This window comes from Amycolatopsis sp. ATCC 39116 (genome assembly GCF_000231075.2).
In the GTDB taxonomy this organism is placed as follows: Bacteria; Actinomycetota; Actinomycetes; order Mycobacteriales; family Pseudonocardiaceae; genus Amycolatopsis_E; species Amycolatopsis_E tucumanensis.
Genome location: NZ_AFWY03000019.1, coordinates 36,623 through 52,351 on the forward strand (window position 1 = coordinate 36,623; position 15,729 = coordinate 52,351).

A 15,729-nucleotide genomic window follows, 5' to 3' on the forward strand; every position below is an offset into this window, starting at 1 on the left:
GAGCGACATTGCGTGTCCTCGAGGATGTGACGACGCGGCGGTGGTCGCTCGCGACCGTTGCGGCGACTGCCGGCTTGGTGCAGCTAGACGTGATCGCGGTCCAGGTCGCGCTCCCCGCACTGGGGCAGGAGTTCCGGGCCGGCTTCCACGAGCTGCAGTGGGTCATCGATGCCTACGCGGTGGCACTGGCGGTGTTCCTCCTGCTGGCCGGTTCGGTTTCGGATCGGTGGGGTAGGAAGCGGACCTTCACGGCCGGTCTGTGCGTGTTCGCTGCGGCGTCGTTGGCCTGTGGTCTAGCCGGGAACACGGAGTTGCTCATCGCCGCGCGAGCCGTCCAGGGGGTCGGTGGTGCCACCCTGCTCGCTGTCGGTCCAGCGCTTCTCAGTGAAGTGTTCACGGGAAGATCCCGCCCCCGAGCGTTGGCCGTCTTCGGTTCGGTCGCGGGTTTCGCGATGGCCTTCGGTCCGGTGGTCGGCGGCATGCTTGTCCTGCTCGGCGGTTGGCGCCTGATATTCCTGATCAACGTTCCGTTGTGCCTGCTGATCGGGTGGGCCCTTCAGCGGCACGTGCCCGTCGCGACGGGCCGGAAAGCCGTTGCCACCGACTGGACGGGCGGTGCGTTGATGATCGTCGCGATCACCCTCACGGTGGTCTCGGCGATGAGCATTGGGCAGCAGCCGGTGAGTGGCACGCTGGTCTGGGTCGTTCTGGCTGCCGCCGTGGTCGCCATGACTGCCTTCCTCCTCACTGAAGCTCGCCGTGGCGCTGATGCCCTCCTCGACCTCTCGTTGTTCCGCAGCATCACCACCAACGGCATGTCACTGCTGGCGCTGCTCACCGGGGCGACCTCGGTGCCGGCGATCTTCTTCTCGATGGCCTACCTGCAGAACCGTCTGGGGTTGTCACCGGCGACTGCTGGACTGACGCTGCTGCCGTGGACGATCCTCATCTGGGCGGGCAACATGGCGTCGGCCCGGCTGTTGCGCATCTGCTCACCGCGCGGCATTCTCATCACCTCGATGTCGTTCGTCGCGGCAGGCGGTGTGCTCGCCGGACTTGTCCGCCCCTTGGACTCACTGGCGATGCTCTTGCCGATGATGGTCCTGTTCGGCCTGGGGATGGGCCTGTGGAATCCGGTGCGGTTGATGGTCGTCCTGCACGAGGCCGGGCCGGGACGTGCCGGCCTGTCGTCCGGCCACAACCAGTGTCTGCAGCAGCTCGGTGTGGTACTCGGACTCAGCTTCACCGGTGTGTTCTTCCAGACCCGCGTCGGCACGTCGCTCACCGGGGCCGTGGGCCCGCTCCCCCCTGAGGTATTGGCGGGAGTGGCTGCGGGCAGGTTCGCGCAACCCGCTGGACAGTCCGCGGCGCAGTGGGAAGTCGCTGCGCGCGGCGCTTACCAGGCAGCTTTCCAGAGCACGATGTTGCTCATCGCGGCTGGTGCCTGCGTGGCTGCGGTCGTCGCGGCGAGCACGGTGCGCTCACGTCACGTGCTGAGCTCGGAGGACACTGTCTCGTGACCGTGCGGCTCCCGTGCGGAGCGGAACGACCATCCTCCTTCGAACACCGGCAGGCCGTTTCGTTCGACAACCGCGTGCGCGATCAAGTCGCCGGCGGACAGGTGGAGGTCGACGCCAACCCGGGCGAGTGTCGTGCCGTTGCGCTGGACGACCAGCTCCTCGTGCGCCCGGATCGCGGCGTCGGCCGGTGCGCGTTTGGACACCTCGGCGTGGACTTCCCGGTGGGCTCGGAGGACTTGGCCCGACGGCATCCGGCCGGACGAGTCGTGTCCGAGAACGACCTCGAGCCGCTGGTTCAAGCGGTCGGGTCTGATGGACCAGGCCGGATCGTACCGATCATCAGAGGTGACCGGTCGAGGTGCCGGCGGCGGCAGGTCGAGTGATCGTTCGAGCGCGTCACGCGGTGATGGGGTCTCCACGACAACATCGGTGATCTTCAGCTCGGCTGCCTCCGGCCTTGGCCGGATCCGAGGGAAGTCGCCAGTACTGAGGCTGACGCGGACACGGTGACCCGCCGCTACCTGGTAAGCAGTGGCGCGAAGAGGGATCTTGATGGCTCCCGGTTCCGTCACCGGAGAGGCGCCCGCCGTGATCAGATGTGAACGGCCAGCCGGGTCCACGTCGGTGAGTCGAACGAAGAGCTGAGCGGCTTCGCTGTCGCCACTTCGGTGCGACACCGTGACCTCGACGTGTGGTCGTCCGACCAGCAGGAGGCCTTTGTCCAGCGGCCTCGTCGTCAGCGACAGGCAACGCGCGTCGTCCTCCTGCTGGTCCTGGGGAAGTCCGTACCCCGCGGAAGGTACTCCCCACAAACCGCTGAGCGCGCCGACTGTCGGGTCGCTGTCGATGTGTTCGACATCGGCGGACCGGTGCGCTCGGTCCGTCATCTCACGCAGCTCGGGCACGTCCGAATCCCTTGACCAGTACGCCGTCGTCGACGACGGGGGCCAGCGGTCGAGCGCGTGCCAACCCGGCCTGCTTTTCTGCACGTACACGGTGACGGGAGGTTCGTCCAGGATGCCCGTCTCCTCCCCGATCAACCAGTGGTTCCACCACCGCAGCGCGATCGGGAGGAAATCGATCGGCTCCACGAAGGAATCCTGGGGCTGCGAGTGCATCCAAGGGCCCACGATCAGCTTTTTGGGTGCCGGTATGGCCTCATAGGCGCGGATCATGCTGTCCGTGCACATGTCACGCCACCCGCCGACGCAGAAGGTGGGCACACTGACCGATGCGGCATCGATGGCGCGTTCGCGCCACACCGGGTCCCCAGGCCCGTGCTCAGCGAGGTCAGCGAGGTAGGAGCCAGACAGGTTCAACCGCTCCTCCCAACGCTGTTCGTCTTGGCGGGACGGCGTTCGAACGGGCGGCAGGAGCTGCAGCGCGAGCGTGTTGGCCCCCCACATGGCGAATGGACCAAGGTCGCTCGAACCTTCGGCGGGGTGGACGAAGTCGAGTTCGGGATCGGTCATCGCCACCATGGCGATGATGCACTTCAGGCCACGGGGCTTGCGAACCGCCGCTTTCATCGCGGTCATGCCACCGTAAGAGCTTCCCCACATGCCCACACTGCCGTCGCACCAGTCCTGCAGCTCCAGCCAGGAGATCACCTGCAGGGCGTCGTCGGCTTCCTCTGGGGCGAACGGAGGCAGAGCCGGCCCGTCGGAGGAGCCGGTCCCGCGGCAATCGACCAGCAGGCAGTTGTACCCGCGCCGGGCGAACCAGCGGAAGGCGTGGTCGTAGCTGATGCCTCCTGCCACGTCCTTGCGGTAGGGAACCATGGTGACGATGGTCGGAGCCCGATCTGCCCGGCATGCGGGATAAAGATCAGCCGCGAGCGACCCCGATCCGTCAGCGAAGGGAATGCGAACCTCGCGAACGTCGACGGGATCGGCTGTGCCCGGCTCACCGGCGAGTCCTGCCTCGTGTCCCATGGCTCCCCTGAACAACCCTCGTACGGAGATTTCGCTGAGTGAAACAGACGTATCGTATGAAGGGAGACGTCGATCTGTCAACGTCGCGGCAGCGTAAATCGGGGCCTCGTCGCACCCGGCGCCGATCCCACACCATGGGCGGTGACACGTGCACGGGCGCGGACGATCGTGCCGCCGATGCGACGACGAGGGGCCGACTGTGGGTTCGTTCTCCGGAAGAAACGTCTTGGTTACCGGTGCCGACGGCTTCATCGGCAGCCACCTGGTCGATCGTCTGCTCAGGGAAGGTGCCGAGGTTCGCGCGTTCTGCGCGTACAACCCCAACGGATCCTTCGGCTGGCTCGACGAGCTCGCCGACGACCAGCTGGCGCGCGTGGACGTGCGGCTGGGCGACATCCGTGATCGACGGTTCGTGGCCAACGCCGTACGGGACACCGAGATCGTCTTCCACCTCGCGGCCCTGATCGCGATCCCGTACAGCTTCGACGCACCTGAGTCGTACGTGGAGACGAACATCCGGGGAACTCTCAACGTGCTGGAATCGGTGCGCGACGCGCGGGAGGTGCAGATGATCCACACCTCCACGAGTGAGGTCTACGGCACCCCGGAGACAATTCCGATCACGGAGGGACATCGGCTCCGGGGACAGTCGCCGTACGCGGCGACGAAGATCGCCGCGGACCAGATGTGCGAGGCTTACGCGCGGACGTACGGTACGAACGTCGTGACACTGCGACCGTTCAACACCTACGGCCCCAGGCAGTCCGCCCGAGCCGTCATCCCCACGATCCTCGGCCAGCTCCTCGCGGGTGCGCGTCAGGTCCGGCTCGGAAACCTCGCCCCCCGCCGTGACCTCACCTTCGTCGAGGACACGGTGGACGGGTTCCTGGCGATGGCGGCGGCGCGGCTGAGTCCCGGGTCGCTCGTGCAACTGGGTACTGGGCAGACGGTGTCGATCGGCGAGCTGTTCGCGCTGTGTTGCGAGGTGACGGGGTCCGAGGCCGAGGTCGTCACGGACAAGCGGCGGGCCCGCCCGCCGGCAGCCGAAGTCGACGTACTCCTGTCCGATCCCACCAAAGCGGGAACGTTGCTCAACTGGCGAGCTTCCTGGCCCCTGGCCAAAGGCCTGGAAGAGACCGCCCGTTGGATGCGGCCACGCGTGGACACCCGTCACGCGACGAGGTACCACGTATGATCCCTCTGGCGGAGCCGACTCTGGGAAACGTGGAGCGGCGTTACGTACAGGAGTGCTTGGACAGCGGGTTCGTCTCCTCGGTCGGTCCGTTCGTCGAACGGTTCGAGCACGCCTTCGCGCGGGTCATCGGTACGCGTCACGCCGTGGCGTGTTCTTCCGGCACCGCGGCTCTGCATGTGGCGCTGCGTCTGGCTGGAGCCGGGCCGGGCACACAGGTCGCGCTGTCCGACTTCACGTTCATCGCCTCGGCCAACGCGGTCTCGTACACGGGTGCCGACCTGTTGCTCGTGGACAGCGAGCGCGACACCTGGAACATGAACACCGAAATGCTCTACGACACGGTGCGATACCGCGCCAGGACAGGACGTCGGATCCCGGACATCGTCGAAGTCGTGCACGTGCTCGGACACCCGGCGCGGATGGAGCCGCTGCTGGAGCTCAGGGCAGAGTTCGGGATCCGGATAGTCGAGGATGCCGCGGAGTCCCTCGGTGCCGCGTGGGTGGCGGGAAAGCCGGCGCCCGCGCGAGCGGGCGCGATCGGCGACTTCGGATGTTTTTCCTTCAACGGCAACAAACTGATCACAACCGGTGGTGGCGGAATGATCACGACTGATGACGCCGAGCGGGCTGCCATGGCCAAACACCTCACGACACAGGCGAACACCGCTGGCAAGTACTACGTGCACGACACCGTCGGCTACAACTACCGCCTGACCAACGTCGCGGCCGCGCTCGGTCTTGGGCAACTCGAGCGCCTCGATGACCTGCTCGCCGCAAAACGAGAAATCAGCGCTCGGTACGGACGCGCGCTACACGGCTTGCCGGCGTCACCACCACCGCACGCCCCTTGGGCGGATCCGACGTTCTGGCTCTACTCGGTGCTACTGAACGACGCCTCCAGCACTGCGGCGGTAGTGGCCTGCCTCGAGGGAGCCGGAGTTCACGCGCGGCCGCTGTGGCCCCCGCTCCACCTGCAGGCGCCGTATCGGGACGTTGAACGGCTGGCCGGCGAGACGGCCGAGGAGCTCCACGGCCGAGGCGTGTCCTTGCCGAGTTCGGCGCACCTGTCCGAGCGCGATCAGGAGCGGGTCGTCGTCAGTCTTCGCGCTGCGCTGAACAGCACGCACTCACGCCACGACTCGGCAGTGTGAGGGCAGGCCATGCGAAGAATCTGCGTTTTCACCGCGTCTCGCGCCGACTACGGGCCGCTGCTCGCCCTGATCGAAGAGTTGCACCGTGACCAGGACATCGATCTCCGGTTGCTGGTCAGTGGCGGGCACCTCGTCGACGGCCAGGGACACACCGTGGAGGTCATCGAGCGTGACGGATTCCCGATCGGCGGTCGCGTCGACATGGTCCTGTGCGGGGACACGCCCACCGCGGTGGCGAAGTCGTTCGGAGTCGGCGTGCTCGGCTACGCAGATGCGCTTGACCGCATCGGCCCCGATGTCCTGGTCGTACTCGGAGACCGGTACGAGGCGCTGGCCGTGGCGACCGTGGCCATGCTGCAAGGCCGGCTGGTTGCCCACATCGCGGGCGGGCAGATCACCGAAGGCGCTCTGGACGATTCGCTCAGGCATGCGATCACGAAGCTGTCGGACCTCCACTTCACCGCGACACCTGAGTTCCGTCGCCGGGTGGTGCAGCTGGGGGAGGCCCCGGAGCGGGTGCACTGCGTCGGCGCGCTGGGCCTCGACTCGGTGCGGACGCTCCCGTTGATGTCGCGCGGTGAACTTCTCGACGACCTGGGCCTGCCCGACGAGACGCGACTCATCGCGGTCACATATCACCCCGCGACCGCCGACCCGGACGGGAGCGACGAGGGACTGAACGGCCTGCTCGACGCACTCGGCGAAATGAAGACCCACGTCGCCGTCTTCACCGGAGCCAACGTGGACGCCGGTGGTGGGCGGATCGCGAGGCGGATTTCCCGGTTCGTCGCCGACCACGCCGACCGGGCGGTCCTCGTACCGTCGCTGGGGCAGCGCCGCTACTTGTCCCTCCTGAACCATGCCGATGTCGTCGCGGGGAATTCCTCGAGCGCGTTGGTCGAGGCCCCCGCGTTGCGAACCCCGACCGTGAACATCGGCTCGCGCCAGGACGGGCGGCCGCGGGCGCCTTCGGTCATCGACAGCGGATGTGGCGCGGATCAGATCGCGGAGGCACTGCACCGGGCGATGTCCGAACCTCACCGCGAGCTGACGAACCGTTCGACCTCCCCGTTCGGGGACGGTCACGCCGCGCAGCGGATCGCGGGGATCCTGCGAGCCGTACCGGTCGGCAAGCCGCGGAAAGCTTTCCACGATGTTCAATTCGAGGTCCGAGGATGAACGACAGCATGAAGAACCTCGTCGTGTTCGGAACCGGTGGGCTGGCCCGCCGGATGGAAGCCCTCATCGAGGGCGCCAACCGCGGAGGCGCCGGCTACCGGTTGATTGGTTTTCTCGGAGAAGAGGACCCGGACAAGCGGATCCCGGTTCTCGGACCGGATCGGCTGTTCGAGGAGCTGGCGGCGGAATTCGTCATCGGCGTGGCAGATCCGGCTGCCCGGGAGCGGATCGATGCATACGCGTGTGAGCGCGGAGGGCGGGCGGCCACGCTCGTCCATGCCGGTGCACATCTCGAAACCGCGGTGGAGCTCGGTGCCGGCGACCTGCTCCTGGCAGGCGCCTGCATCGAGTCGTATGCGGTTGTGGGAAGGCACGTGCTCGTCAACGTCAACGCTGTGGTCGGTCATGATGTTCTGGTGGGCGACTACACGACCGTCAGCCCGCTGGCGGCGATCGGGGGCGGGGCGGTTGTCGGTTCCCGCGTGCACATCGGGGTCGGCGCGTTCATCCACCCGGGACGCCGCGTCGGTGACGGGGCGGTCATCGGCGCCGGGGCGGTAGTGGTCCGGGACGTGCCCGGAGGTGAACGGGTAGCGGGCGTGCCGGCGCGCCCGCTACCCGGCAGAGCAGGCTTGACGCCCTCGTGAGCGTCGTGGATCAGACCGGCACCCCAGTTCGCTCGCTGTTTTCGATCGACTCCGCGTAGTGACAGGCCACGAGTGTGCTCGTCGAGGCGATCGGGCGCAGAGCCGGACGCTCGGTCGCACAGCGGGGCTGTGCCCAGCGGCAGCGGGTCCGGAACCGGCAGCCGCTCGGCACGGACAACGGACTCGGCACCTCGCCCCGCAGGACGATCTTTTCGCGCGTGGGATCAGTTTCGACCTCAGGGATCGCGTCGATCAGCGCCTTGGTGTACGGATGCATCGGTCGATCGAACAGGTCGTCGGAGTGGGCCGTCTCGACGAGTGCGCCGAGGTACATCACGCCGATGCGGTGCGAGAGGTTGCGGACGACCGCGAGGTCGTGGGCGATGAACAAGTAGCTCAAACCCAGTTCGTTCTGGAGCTGTTTCAACAGGTTGACCACCTGAGCCTGGATGCTGACGTCCAGGGAGCTGACCGGCTCGTCGCAGAGCAGGAGCTCCGGTTCGACCGCCAGGGCTCGAGCTATCGCCACCCGCTGCAACTGCCCGCCGCTGAGGGCATGTGGAAACCGGTTCCGGTGTGCGGCGTCCAGGCCGACTTTGCGCAACAGCTCGACGACCACGTCGCGGCGGCGTCCGGGGTCGCCGATGCGGTGGATGTCGAGCGGTTCCCGCACAGCGGCTTCGATGGTGTGGCGCGGGTTCAGGCTCGCCCGGGGATCCTGGAAGATCATTTGAACGGATCTCCGCAGGCGCTGGTCAGGACGTCCTGTAGTGATGTCCCGGCCGCTCAACGTGATGGAGCCGGAAGTGATCGACTCGATGCGCGCCACGGCTCGTGCGACCGTCGACTTCCCGGACCCGGACTCGCCCACCAGACCGAGGGTTTCGCCGGGAGCGATCGTGAGCGAAACACCGTCCACAGCCCGGAGCTGCCGTACAGTTCTGAGCCCGCTTCGCACCGGGAAGTGCACGTGCAGGTCGGAGATGTCGAGGACGTCAGGACTTCCCGTGGTTCGCGCTTGTGTGGTCGGTTGCGCCTGCTGCGACGTCACGCCGCCCTCCCCGGTGTCGCCTTCCAACACGCAGCCGCGTGGGTCTGCGATCCCAGCGGCGGAAGCGCACTTCGGCAGTGGTCGTCGGCGAGTGGACATCGCGGCGCGAAGCCGCAGCCGGTTTGCGGGTGCGCCTCGAGGGTGGGCGGCTGTCCCGGGATCGGCGTCAACGCTGCCGTACGTGGAGCGTTGAGCCGTGGACGTGAGGAGAGCAGCCCGCGGGTGTACGGGTGCTGGGGTGCGGCGAGTACTTCCGCGGTGGCACCGGTTTCGACGATGCGCCCCGCGTACATCACCGCGACCCGGTCGGTCACCTGCGCCACGACCCCGAGGTCGTGACTGATCAGGAGCATGCCCATCGAGAGTCGTTTGCGCAGGTCGGCTAGTAGCTCCAGGATCTGTGCCTGGATCGTGGCATCCAGGGCCGTCGTTGGTTCGTCCAGGATCACCACGCTCGGATTCGTGATGAGCGCTCCGGCGATCATCACCCGCTGTCGCATGCCACCGCTGATTTCGTGCGGGTACTGGCGAAGCCGTCGCGCGGGATCGTTGATGCCGACGAGTTCGAGCATCTTGAGCGCACGCTGGCGCGCCTGGCGCCCGTGAGCGAGCCCGTGCAGCCGGAGCGGTTCGGTGAGTTGGTGCTCGATGCGCATGGACGGGTTCAGCGAGCCCAGTGGGTCCTGGAAGACGTAGGCGATGTCGGCTCCACGCACCTTGCGCAATGCTCTCGGTGACAGGGTGAAGACGTCACGCCCGGCGAAGCGAACTGCGCCCGAGACCGAGGATGTCATCGGGTCGAGCAGGCGGATCATCGCGAGGGCAGTGATCGACTTCCCGCTCCCTGACTCGCCGACAATACCCAGTGACTCGCCGGCGGACAGGCTGAAGGAGATCCCGTGCACCGCCTCCAGGGTCCGGCGGTTCCTGCGGAAGCGCACGGTGAGGTCGTCGACCTCGAGCAATGACGATGGCTCGAGTGTGCTTTCGCCGGACGGGATCGCATAACCGGGTTTCAGTTCAGTGTTCACGGTGCTGCCTTCGGGTCGACGGTCACGGCATCGGTGTCGAGGCGGTCACGCAGACCGTCTCCGAGGCCGTTGAGGATCAGCACGAGCGCAGCGATGGCCAGCGCCGGTACGACTGCCAGGAAAGGCTGGGTCATGAGGAAATCGCGGCCGTCGGTCAGCATCCGGCCCCAGCTGGAGCTCGGAGCTTGTGCGCCGACACCGAGGAACGACAGCGCCGCTTCGGTGAGGACCGCGAAACTCAGCACCAGCGTCGTGATGACGAGGAGTTGTGAGCGGATGTTGGGCAGGATGTGCACGAATATCACGCGAAAACCGGACGCGCCGACTGTTCTCGCGGCCACCACGTAGTCCTTGACACTCTCCGAAGCGACCACACCACGGACGAACCTTGTCGCCTGCGGGACGTAGATGACACACATCGCGATCGCCGCGGTCGTCAAGCCTGGCCCGAGAGCGGTCGCGAGCACCAGCGCGATCAGGATGCCCGGAAACGCGAACAGGAGGTCGAGGAACCTGCTGACCAGGAAATCGACCCGGCCTCGCCGGTACCCCAGGATCAAGCCGAGAGGGGCGCCCAGCGCCATGCTCACGATCGTGACGATCGCCGAGATCCCCAAACTGATCCGCGCACCGTCGAGGATCCGGCTGAGTTGGTCGCGTCCGAAGTTGTCGACACCGAAGATGTGTTCGGGTGATGGTGGCGAAAGCGGCTCACCGACCGCCAGGTCTTGCGGTCCGTAGGGGGCGAGCAACGGCGCGAAGACCGCGGCGATCGCGACGAGTGTGAGCAGCGTGGTGCAAATGGTCACCCGGTAGTTGCGCGTGGCAGCGCGTCGCAATGTCCGCATCACTGCCCGTGGCGCCCGGCTGGTTGTCTCGACGGCCGTCATTGCTGCACCTTCAGTCGAGGATTGAGGACCGCGTACAGGATGTCGGTGATCAGGTTCACGATGACGAAAGCGACTGCGAAGAACAGCAGACAGGCCTGGATGGTCGGGTAGTCCCGTTGGGTGATCGAGTTGAGAAGCAGCAGCCCGACTCCCGGGTACGTGAAGAGCAGTTCGACGACGAAGGCGCCGCCGAGTAGGTAGCCGACCTGGAGTCCGACGATCGTGACTGTGGGAATCGACGCGTTTCGAAGGCTGTGCCGGACGATCGTTCGCATTCTCGACGACCCACGGGCCTCCGCGGTACGTACGTAGTCCCGGCGCATTTCGTCCAGCAGACTCGATCTCAGCACACGTGCGATGACCGCGGAGGCCGGAAGACCGATGGTCAGCGCGGGAAGAACCATGCTCTGGAAAAAGGTGCCCAGATCGGCAGTCGGATCGACGTACCCTGCGACTGGGAAGATGCGCAGCTGAACCGCGAACACCACGATCAGCAGGATTCCGATGATGAAGTTCGGGATCGAGATCAGGACCGAGACGCCGGTCGCGATCGTGACGTCGGCGCGCCGGCCTGCGTACCGAGCGCTAGCGATGGCTGCAGGCACGGCGACCGCGAGTGCTACGAGGATTCCCGCGGCCGCAAGGTAGATGGTCCGGGATATCCGGCTGGCGACCTCGGTGACCACCGGTTCCTGCGTCAGGAAGGAACTGCCGAAGTCACCGTGCAGGATCGAGCCCATCCACGTGAGGTACTGGACAGGTATCGAGTGATCGAGGCCGTAGTGGCTGCGCAGAGCTTCCTGCGCCTCCGGACTTAAGCCGCCCTGCGCGAGTTGTGCGGACACCGGATCGCCCGGGATGAACCGCACGATCGCGAAGACGACGAGGGTGCTTACGAAGACGGTGACCAGGCCTGCGCCCAGGCGACCGAGAAGAAACCGCGACATGTTCCCCCTATTCACCTCTTGGCGGCGATTGCGTACCGCCACAAGCCGAGGGAGCTCGGCACGATCATGTCACCGTTGACGCCGGGCTTGTAGACCATGAGGCGGCCGGCCGTGGACAACGGAATCATCGTCGGTTCGTCGATGAAGATGAGTTTGAACAGCTCGTTGTAGATGGACGCGCGTTGCGCGGGATCGAAGGTGGTGCGCCCCTGCACGATGAGTTCGTCGGCGCGGGGATTGTTGTAGCCCCAGAAGTTGCTGGTTCCCTTTGACGAGAAGAGCGGATCGATGACGTAGGACGGCTCCGGGCTGAGGAACCACTGACTGACAACGGCTTCGAAATCGCCCTTGGTCCGTCGGCTGACGTAGGTCGGGGCGTCGACGCGCGAGATGTTCGCGGTGACTCCGATCTCGCCCCAGTTGCTCCGCAGCACCGTCGCGGCGGCCTCGGAGACCGCGTCGATGGTGAGGATGTTAACGGTCAGGTTGCTCGCGTTCGCCTGCTGCATGAGGGACTGCGCCTTCGCGACGTCCCGGTTGTAGTCGAGGTTCTTGGGGTAGTTGCTGTCGGACGGCGGGTAGGGGGCGGTGCACAAGGGTTCGTTGAGACCGCCGCCGGTGACACGTGCGATCGTGGCCCGATCCGCGGTGAGCGCGAGTGCCTGACGGACACGTGGGTCGGCGAGAGCGGGTGATCGGGTGTTGAGGCCGGCGAAAGTCCAACCGGCGGAATAGGTGACGCCGTTCAACTGTTTGGAATCGACCAGCTGTTTGAACGCGCCAACCTGCGCCGCTGGCACGACGTCCAGCACATCGGTCTGCGAAGCGCGCATCGATTGGGCTGCCGCTTGCTGGTCGGTGCGGAGGGTGAGCCGGAGCCGGTCGAGCCGTGGCAGCTCCTTGTTCCAGTAATCGGGGAAAGCCGTGTAGTCGATGAACGAGTCCTTCACCCACCGTTCGAAGCGGTACGGGCCGCAACCGATCGGACTGTCACCGAGCTGGTTGAGGGCCTCGGCGGGAGCGATGCACAAGCCGGGAAGGTTGTAGCGGAATCCCGCGTTGGGTGCGGGAAGAACGAACTCCACGGTCTTCACGTCAACGGCCTTCACCTGGACATCGCGGAAGGCGCCTGCGCGGTTGGAACCCAGGGCAGGGCTGCGGACCTGTTCGACGGTGGCGACGACATCGTCGGCCGTGACCTGGCGGCCGTTGTGGAAGCGAGCCTCGTGCAGGGTGTAACGGTATGTCGTGGGGTTGACGAACTCGAGCTTCTGCGCCAACGAGGGCACGAGATTTCCGCGGGTGTCGAAGCGCTCGAGGAAATCGTGGCACGGGTCGGCGTACCACTGGGTGTTGGAGGCGGTGGTGGAAAGGATGTTCAGTGTCGCGGACGGGAACGTGAGGGTGATGTCGAGGCTTCCGCCACGAGGAAGGGGGCCGATCACATCGCTGTAGATCGTGCCTTCGAGGCTCTGCCCTGGCTGGAGTGCGCTTCCGCTGGCAGCGGTGCCTGAGGCGGCGAGGCCGTTCGAGGTGCTGTTCCCGCCGGTTCCGCAGGAACTGAGTGTTGCGCTCAAGGCCCCGGTGGTGAGGGCGATACCAGTGAATCCGGCGGCCTGTAGGAGGGTCCGGCGGTTCATCTGGGGGTTGGGCGACATGTCTCGCTCCTAGTTGAGGGGTGTTTGTCGGGGGAGTCCTTCGGCGGAACCAGCTGGCCGGAAAGATGCGTGCTTGCTGTTTCTGCGGGTGGCGAGTTCGCAGGCGGCTGCGTCACGAAGTGATCGGTGCGCCAGGGGCATCACCATCGCCGATGGCCGCATGAAGTTTCATCACATGAGACATCCTGTTCAAGTTCGTGTCAACACGCCATGGCTGCTTGCGGGCGGATGTATGCTCATCTGAGACATGTGGTTCGCCAGATGAAACCAGGTTGGCCCACGGCGGAGGTGCGAGTGATCTCGTTCGAATCGGCATGACGGCATTCAGCCCAGGTCAGGGAGGGCAATCAGATCATCAGGTCCTTCCCGGCGGCTCGTGCCTGATCAGGGTGCGGGGACGCAGGGCTGGACCGACGCTGGCGCTTCTTGGCGGGGTTCACGGGGACGAGGACGAGGGAGTGCTCGCGGTCCTGCGGGTCGTGCGCGAACTCGCCGGGATCGATCTTTCCGGCACGGTGCTCGCGGTTGCCCGCGCGCATCCCGCGGCCTGGGCCGCGGCAAGCAGGACCAGTCCCCTCGATGGAGAGAACCTGGCGCGGAGCTTTCCGGGAGCCGCCCACGCCGGTCCCACGGCTGCCGTGGCCGCTGGGCTGACTAGCGAGGTCCTCCTGAAAGCGGATGTGCTGATCGACCTGCACTCCGCGGGTAGCCGTTACAGCATGCCGCTGTTCTGCGGCTTCTCGGAGGGACACGCTGCCTCCCGGGAGTCACGTACCTTCGCAGAAGCCTTCGGAGCGCCGATGATCTGGCAGCACCCGAGACCTTCGACCGGCCGGAGCCTGTCCGTTGCCGCTGAACGAGGCATACCCTCTATCTACGCGGAGTGTTCAGGTGGTGGTGAGATCCGGAAAGCCGAGCTCGACGCGTACGTGCGTGGCGTGCTTTCGGTCATGGCCGCCAACGGGATGGTGTCGGAGCGCTTCACGCGCTCCCCGGCCGCGCCCGCGCAATGGGTTCACGGTACCGGCGATCTCGACAGCGGGATGCAGTCGGGATGCGACGGTCTGTTCGTCACGGCGGTTGGCGCGGGGGCGTTCGTTCAGGCCGGCGCTGAGATCGGGCACCTGTACACCTTCGACGGCGACGAGGTCCAAGCCGTGTGCGCGACGAAGGCCGGCTTCGTGATGTTCCTGCGCAGGCAGGCACGCGTACGACGCGGCGACGTGCTGTTCGTGATGGCCGACGCGAGTGCGGAGAACAGGAGCGGACATGACAGATCGTCATAGTGGGTTGGAGCGCTTTGCCGCCGATCTGCCTCCGGTGACCAGCTTCGTGAGTCTCGGTGAGGGTGACACGCCACTCGTCGAGCTTCCCCGGCTCACGGCCGAACTCGGTCTGGCGCGACTTCGTGCCAAGCTCGAGTCGTTGAACCCCACAGGTTCCTACAAGGACCGCATAGCGGCGATGTCGGTGTCCCTGGCCCGGCGTGACGGGATGTCCGGGTGGATCGCGACGTCTTCGGGCAACGCCGGGATGGCGATGGCGGCGTACGGAACTCGCGCGGGTTTGCCTGGGTGCCTCTGCATGGTGGCGTCCGCACCCGCGGAAAAGCGGCTGTCGATCCTGCCCTACGCGACCGAGCTGCTCCTGGTCGAGGGTGTCGGGAGGGCGGCGACGAGGGCGGCCGAACGAGGGCTGTTCGACGAGGTGCGGGCGGCAGCGGAACGGCACAACCTCTACCTGGGGATCACCGCGCACGAGTTCAATCCCGAGGGGATGCGCGGCGCCGACACCATCGGCTACGAGCTGGCCGAGCAAGCGCCCAGCATGTCGCACCTCTACGTGCCGACTGGCGGTGGCGGGCTTCTGGTGGCGATCGCGCGGGGGTTGCGAAGCCGCGGATCGAGGACGAAGGTAGTCGCGTGCCAGCCTTCCGGTTGCGCACCGATCGCGCGCTACCTCGCCGGTGAGATCGACCATCCGCATGTCGGTGCCTGCAACAGTGACATCTCGGCTCTTCAACTGCCGAGTCCGCCGGACGGGCGGCGCGCCGCTGAGTCGGTGCGAAGCACCCGAGGATGGGCCGGGGCTGTTCCGGACACTGCCATCCTGGAAGCGCAGCGTGCTCTGGCGTCTACCGAGGGTGTCTTCGCCGAACCTGCGTCCGCGTGCGCCCTGGCCGTCCTCATTGACGACGTCCGGAGGGGTCGCATCGGTTCGCATGACGACGTCGTCCTGGTCGTCACAGGAGCCGGGTGGAAGGATCTCAACCGGTTCCACGGAGACGCCGAGCGCCTGCGCACAGTCGCTGTCCGGGATGTCGCCACAAATGTGGACGACTGGATGTCGTCGCGGAGGGCCAGCGTATCCGCGACGTTGTCGGAGGTGCGGTGACCGGCCATGCCTGAAACCAGTGGGACAGGACACCGTGCCCGCCCTGGTCACCTGCGGTGGCAGAGCCAGTGTGTGGATCTCCGAGACCGCGTCAAGCCAGGGCTTGTGACCTGACGGAGCTGCTCGAGCGCT

13 protein-coding genes are annotated in these 15,729 nt (G+C 66.4%); 7 read left to right on the top strand and 6 right to left on the bottom strand.

Going from position 1 to position 15,729, the window contains the following annotated elements; translation table 11 throughout:
- Positions 1–8 precede the first annotated feature (8 nt).
- Positions 9–1,520, top strand: a complete 1,512-nt coding sequence (locus AMY39116_RS43290) for an MFS transporter (protein ID WP_020419498.1) — start codon at positions 9–11, stop codon at positions 1,518–1,520.
- Here the strand turns inward: AMY39116_RS43290 and AMY39116_RS43295 are convergent.
- Entirely contained in the window at positions 1,487–3,706 is a 2,220-nt protein-coding gene (locus AMY39116_RS43295; RefSeq protein ID WP_084506120.1) for a CocE/NonD family hydrolase, read from the bottom strand. The two genes, AMY39116_RS43290 and AMY39116_RS43295, sit on opposite strands and share 34 nt — an antisense overlap.
- On the opposite strand from AMY39116_RS43295, the gene AMY39116_RS0320455 reads away from it, so the two are divergent.
- From AMY39116_RS0320455 to AMY39116_RS43300, 4 genes are read left to right on the top strand one after another with little or no spacing between them, the layout of a single operon-like run.
- Positions 3,654–4,649, top strand: coding sequence for an SDR family NAD(P)-dependent oxidoreductase (locus tag AMY39116_RS0320455; protein WP_027936091.1), 996 nt, complete (start codon positions 3,654–3,656; stop codon positions 4,647–4,649). The genes AMY39116_RS43295 and AMY39116_RS0320455 overlap by 53 nt on opposite strands.
- Before the next feature lie 29 nt (positions 4,650–4,678).
- Entirely contained in the window at positions 4,679–5,800 is a 1,122-nt protein-coding gene (locus tag AMY39116_RS0320460) for a DegT/DnrJ/EryC1/StrS family aminotransferase (RefSeq protein WP_162146048.1), read from the top strand.
- A gap of 9 nt (positions 5,801–5,809) precedes the next feature.
- Positions 5,810–6,979, top strand: a complete 1,170-nt coding sequence (neuC, locus tag AMY39116_RS0320465) for a UDP-N-acetylglucosamine 2-epimerase (RefSeq protein ID WP_020419502.1) — start codon at positions 5,810–5,812, stop codon at positions 6,977–6,979.
- On the top strand, positions 6,976–7,626 hold the full coding sequence (locus tag AMY39116_RS43300; RefSeq protein ID WP_020419503.1) for a NeuD/PglB/VioB family sugar acetyltransferase: 651 nt from the start codon (positions 6,976–6,978) through the stop codon (positions 7,624–7,626). Before neuC ends, AMY39116_RS43300 begins: the two co-directional genes overlap by 4 nt.
- Positions 7,627–7,636: 10 nt before the next feature.
- Here the strand turns inward: AMY39116_RS43300 and AMY39116_RS43305 are convergent, their stop codons facing one another.
- Genes AMY39116_RS43305 through AMY39116_RS0320495 form a run of 5 tightly spaced genes read right to left on the bottom strand, consistent with a single transcriptional unit; the run spans position 7,637 to position 13,203 of the window.
- Positions 7,637–8,677 carry an ABC transporter ATP-binding protein gene (locus tag AMY39116_RS43305; RefSeq protein WP_051123574.1) on the bottom strand — a complete coding sequence of 347 codons (1,041 nt, stop codon included), beginning with the start codon at positions 8,675–8,677 and terminating at the stop codon, positions 7,637–7,639.
- Positions 8,674–9,708 (bottom strand): ABC transporter ATP-binding protein, encoded by a 1,035-nt coding sequence (locus tag AMY39116_RS0320480; protein ID WP_202961446.1) that lies wholly within the window; start codon positions 9,706–9,708, stop codon positions 8,674–8,676. The genes AMY39116_RS43305 and AMY39116_RS0320480 overlap by 4 nt, the downstream gene beginning before the upstream one ends.
- Positions 9,705–10,598 carry an ABC transporter permease gene (locus AMY39116_RS43310; RefSeq protein ID WP_051123572.1) on the bottom strand — a complete coding sequence of 298 codons (894 nt, stop codon included), beginning with the start codon at positions 10,596–10,598 and terminating at the stop codon, positions 9,705–9,707. Before AMY39116_RS43310 ends, AMY39116_RS0320480 begins: the two co-directional genes overlap by 4 nt.
- Positions 10,595–11,545 carry an ABC transporter permease gene (locus AMY39116_RS0320490; protein ID WP_020419507.1) on the bottom strand — a complete coding sequence of 317 codons (951 nt, stop codon included), beginning with the start codon at positions 11,543–11,545 and terminating at the stop codon, positions 10,595–10,597. Before AMY39116_RS0320490 ends, AMY39116_RS43310 begins: the two co-directional genes overlap by 4 nt.
- An 11-nt stretch (positions 11,546–11,556) precedes the next feature.
- Positions 11,557–13,203 carry an ABC transporter substrate-binding protein gene (locus AMY39116_RS0320495; RefSeq protein WP_084506122.1) on the bottom strand — a complete coding sequence of 549 codons (1,647 nt, stop codon included), beginning with the start codon at positions 13,201–13,203 and terminating at the stop codon, positions 11,557–11,559.
- A gap of 314 nt (positions 13,204–13,517) precedes the next feature.
- On the opposite strand from AMY39116_RS0320495, the gene AMY39116_RS0320500 reads away from it, so the two are divergent.
- Positions 13,518–14,489 (top strand): succinylglutamate desuccinylase/aspartoacylase family protein, encoded by a 972-nt coding sequence (locus AMY39116_RS0320500; RefSeq protein ID WP_084506123.1) that lies wholly within the window; start codon positions 13,518–13,520, stop codon positions 14,487–14,489.
- On the top strand, positions 14,473–15,597 hold the full coding sequence (locus AMY39116_RS43315; RefSeq protein WP_084506124.1) for a pyridoxal-phosphate dependent enzyme: 1,125 nt from the start codon (positions 14,473–14,475) through the stop codon (positions 15,595–15,597). Before AMY39116_RS0320500 ends, AMY39116_RS43315 begins: the two co-directional genes overlap by 17 nt.
- Positions 15,598–15,729 lie beyond the last annotated feature (132 nt).

Coding starts and splice junctions, on each gene's coding strand:
- AMY39116_RS43310 (WP_051123572.1), bottom strand. CDS start 10,598: ATGACGGCCGTCGAGACAACCAGCCGGGCGCCACGGGCAGTGATGCGG.
- AMY39116_RS43300 (WP_020419503.1), top strand. CDS start 6,976: ATGAACGACAGCATGAAGAACCTCGTCGTGTTCGGAACCGGTGGGCTG.
- AMY39116_RS0320500 (WP_084506123.1), top strand. CDS start 13,518: ATGACGGCATTCAGCCCAGGTCAGGGAGGGCAATCAGATCATCAGGTC.
- AMY39116_RS43315 (WP_084506124.1), top strand. CDS start 14,473: ATGACAGATCGTCATAGTGGGTTGGAGCGCTTTGCCGCCGATCTGCCT.
- AMY39116_RS0320490 (WP_020419507.1), bottom strand. CDS start 11,545: ATGTCGCGGTTTCTTCTCGGTCGCCTGGGCGCAGGCCTGGTCACCGTC.
- neuC (WP_020419502.1), top strand. CDS start 5,810: ATGCGAAGAATCTGCGTTTTCACCGCGTCTCGCGCCGACTACGGGCCG.
- AMY39116_RS43295 (WP_084506120.1), bottom strand. CDS start 3,706: ATGAAGCCGTCGGCACCGGTAACCAAGACGTTTCTTCCGGAGAACGAA.
- AMY39116_RS0320495 (WP_084506122.1), bottom strand. CDS start 13,203: ATGTCGCCCAACCCCCAGATGAACCGCCGGACCCTCCTACAGGCCGCC.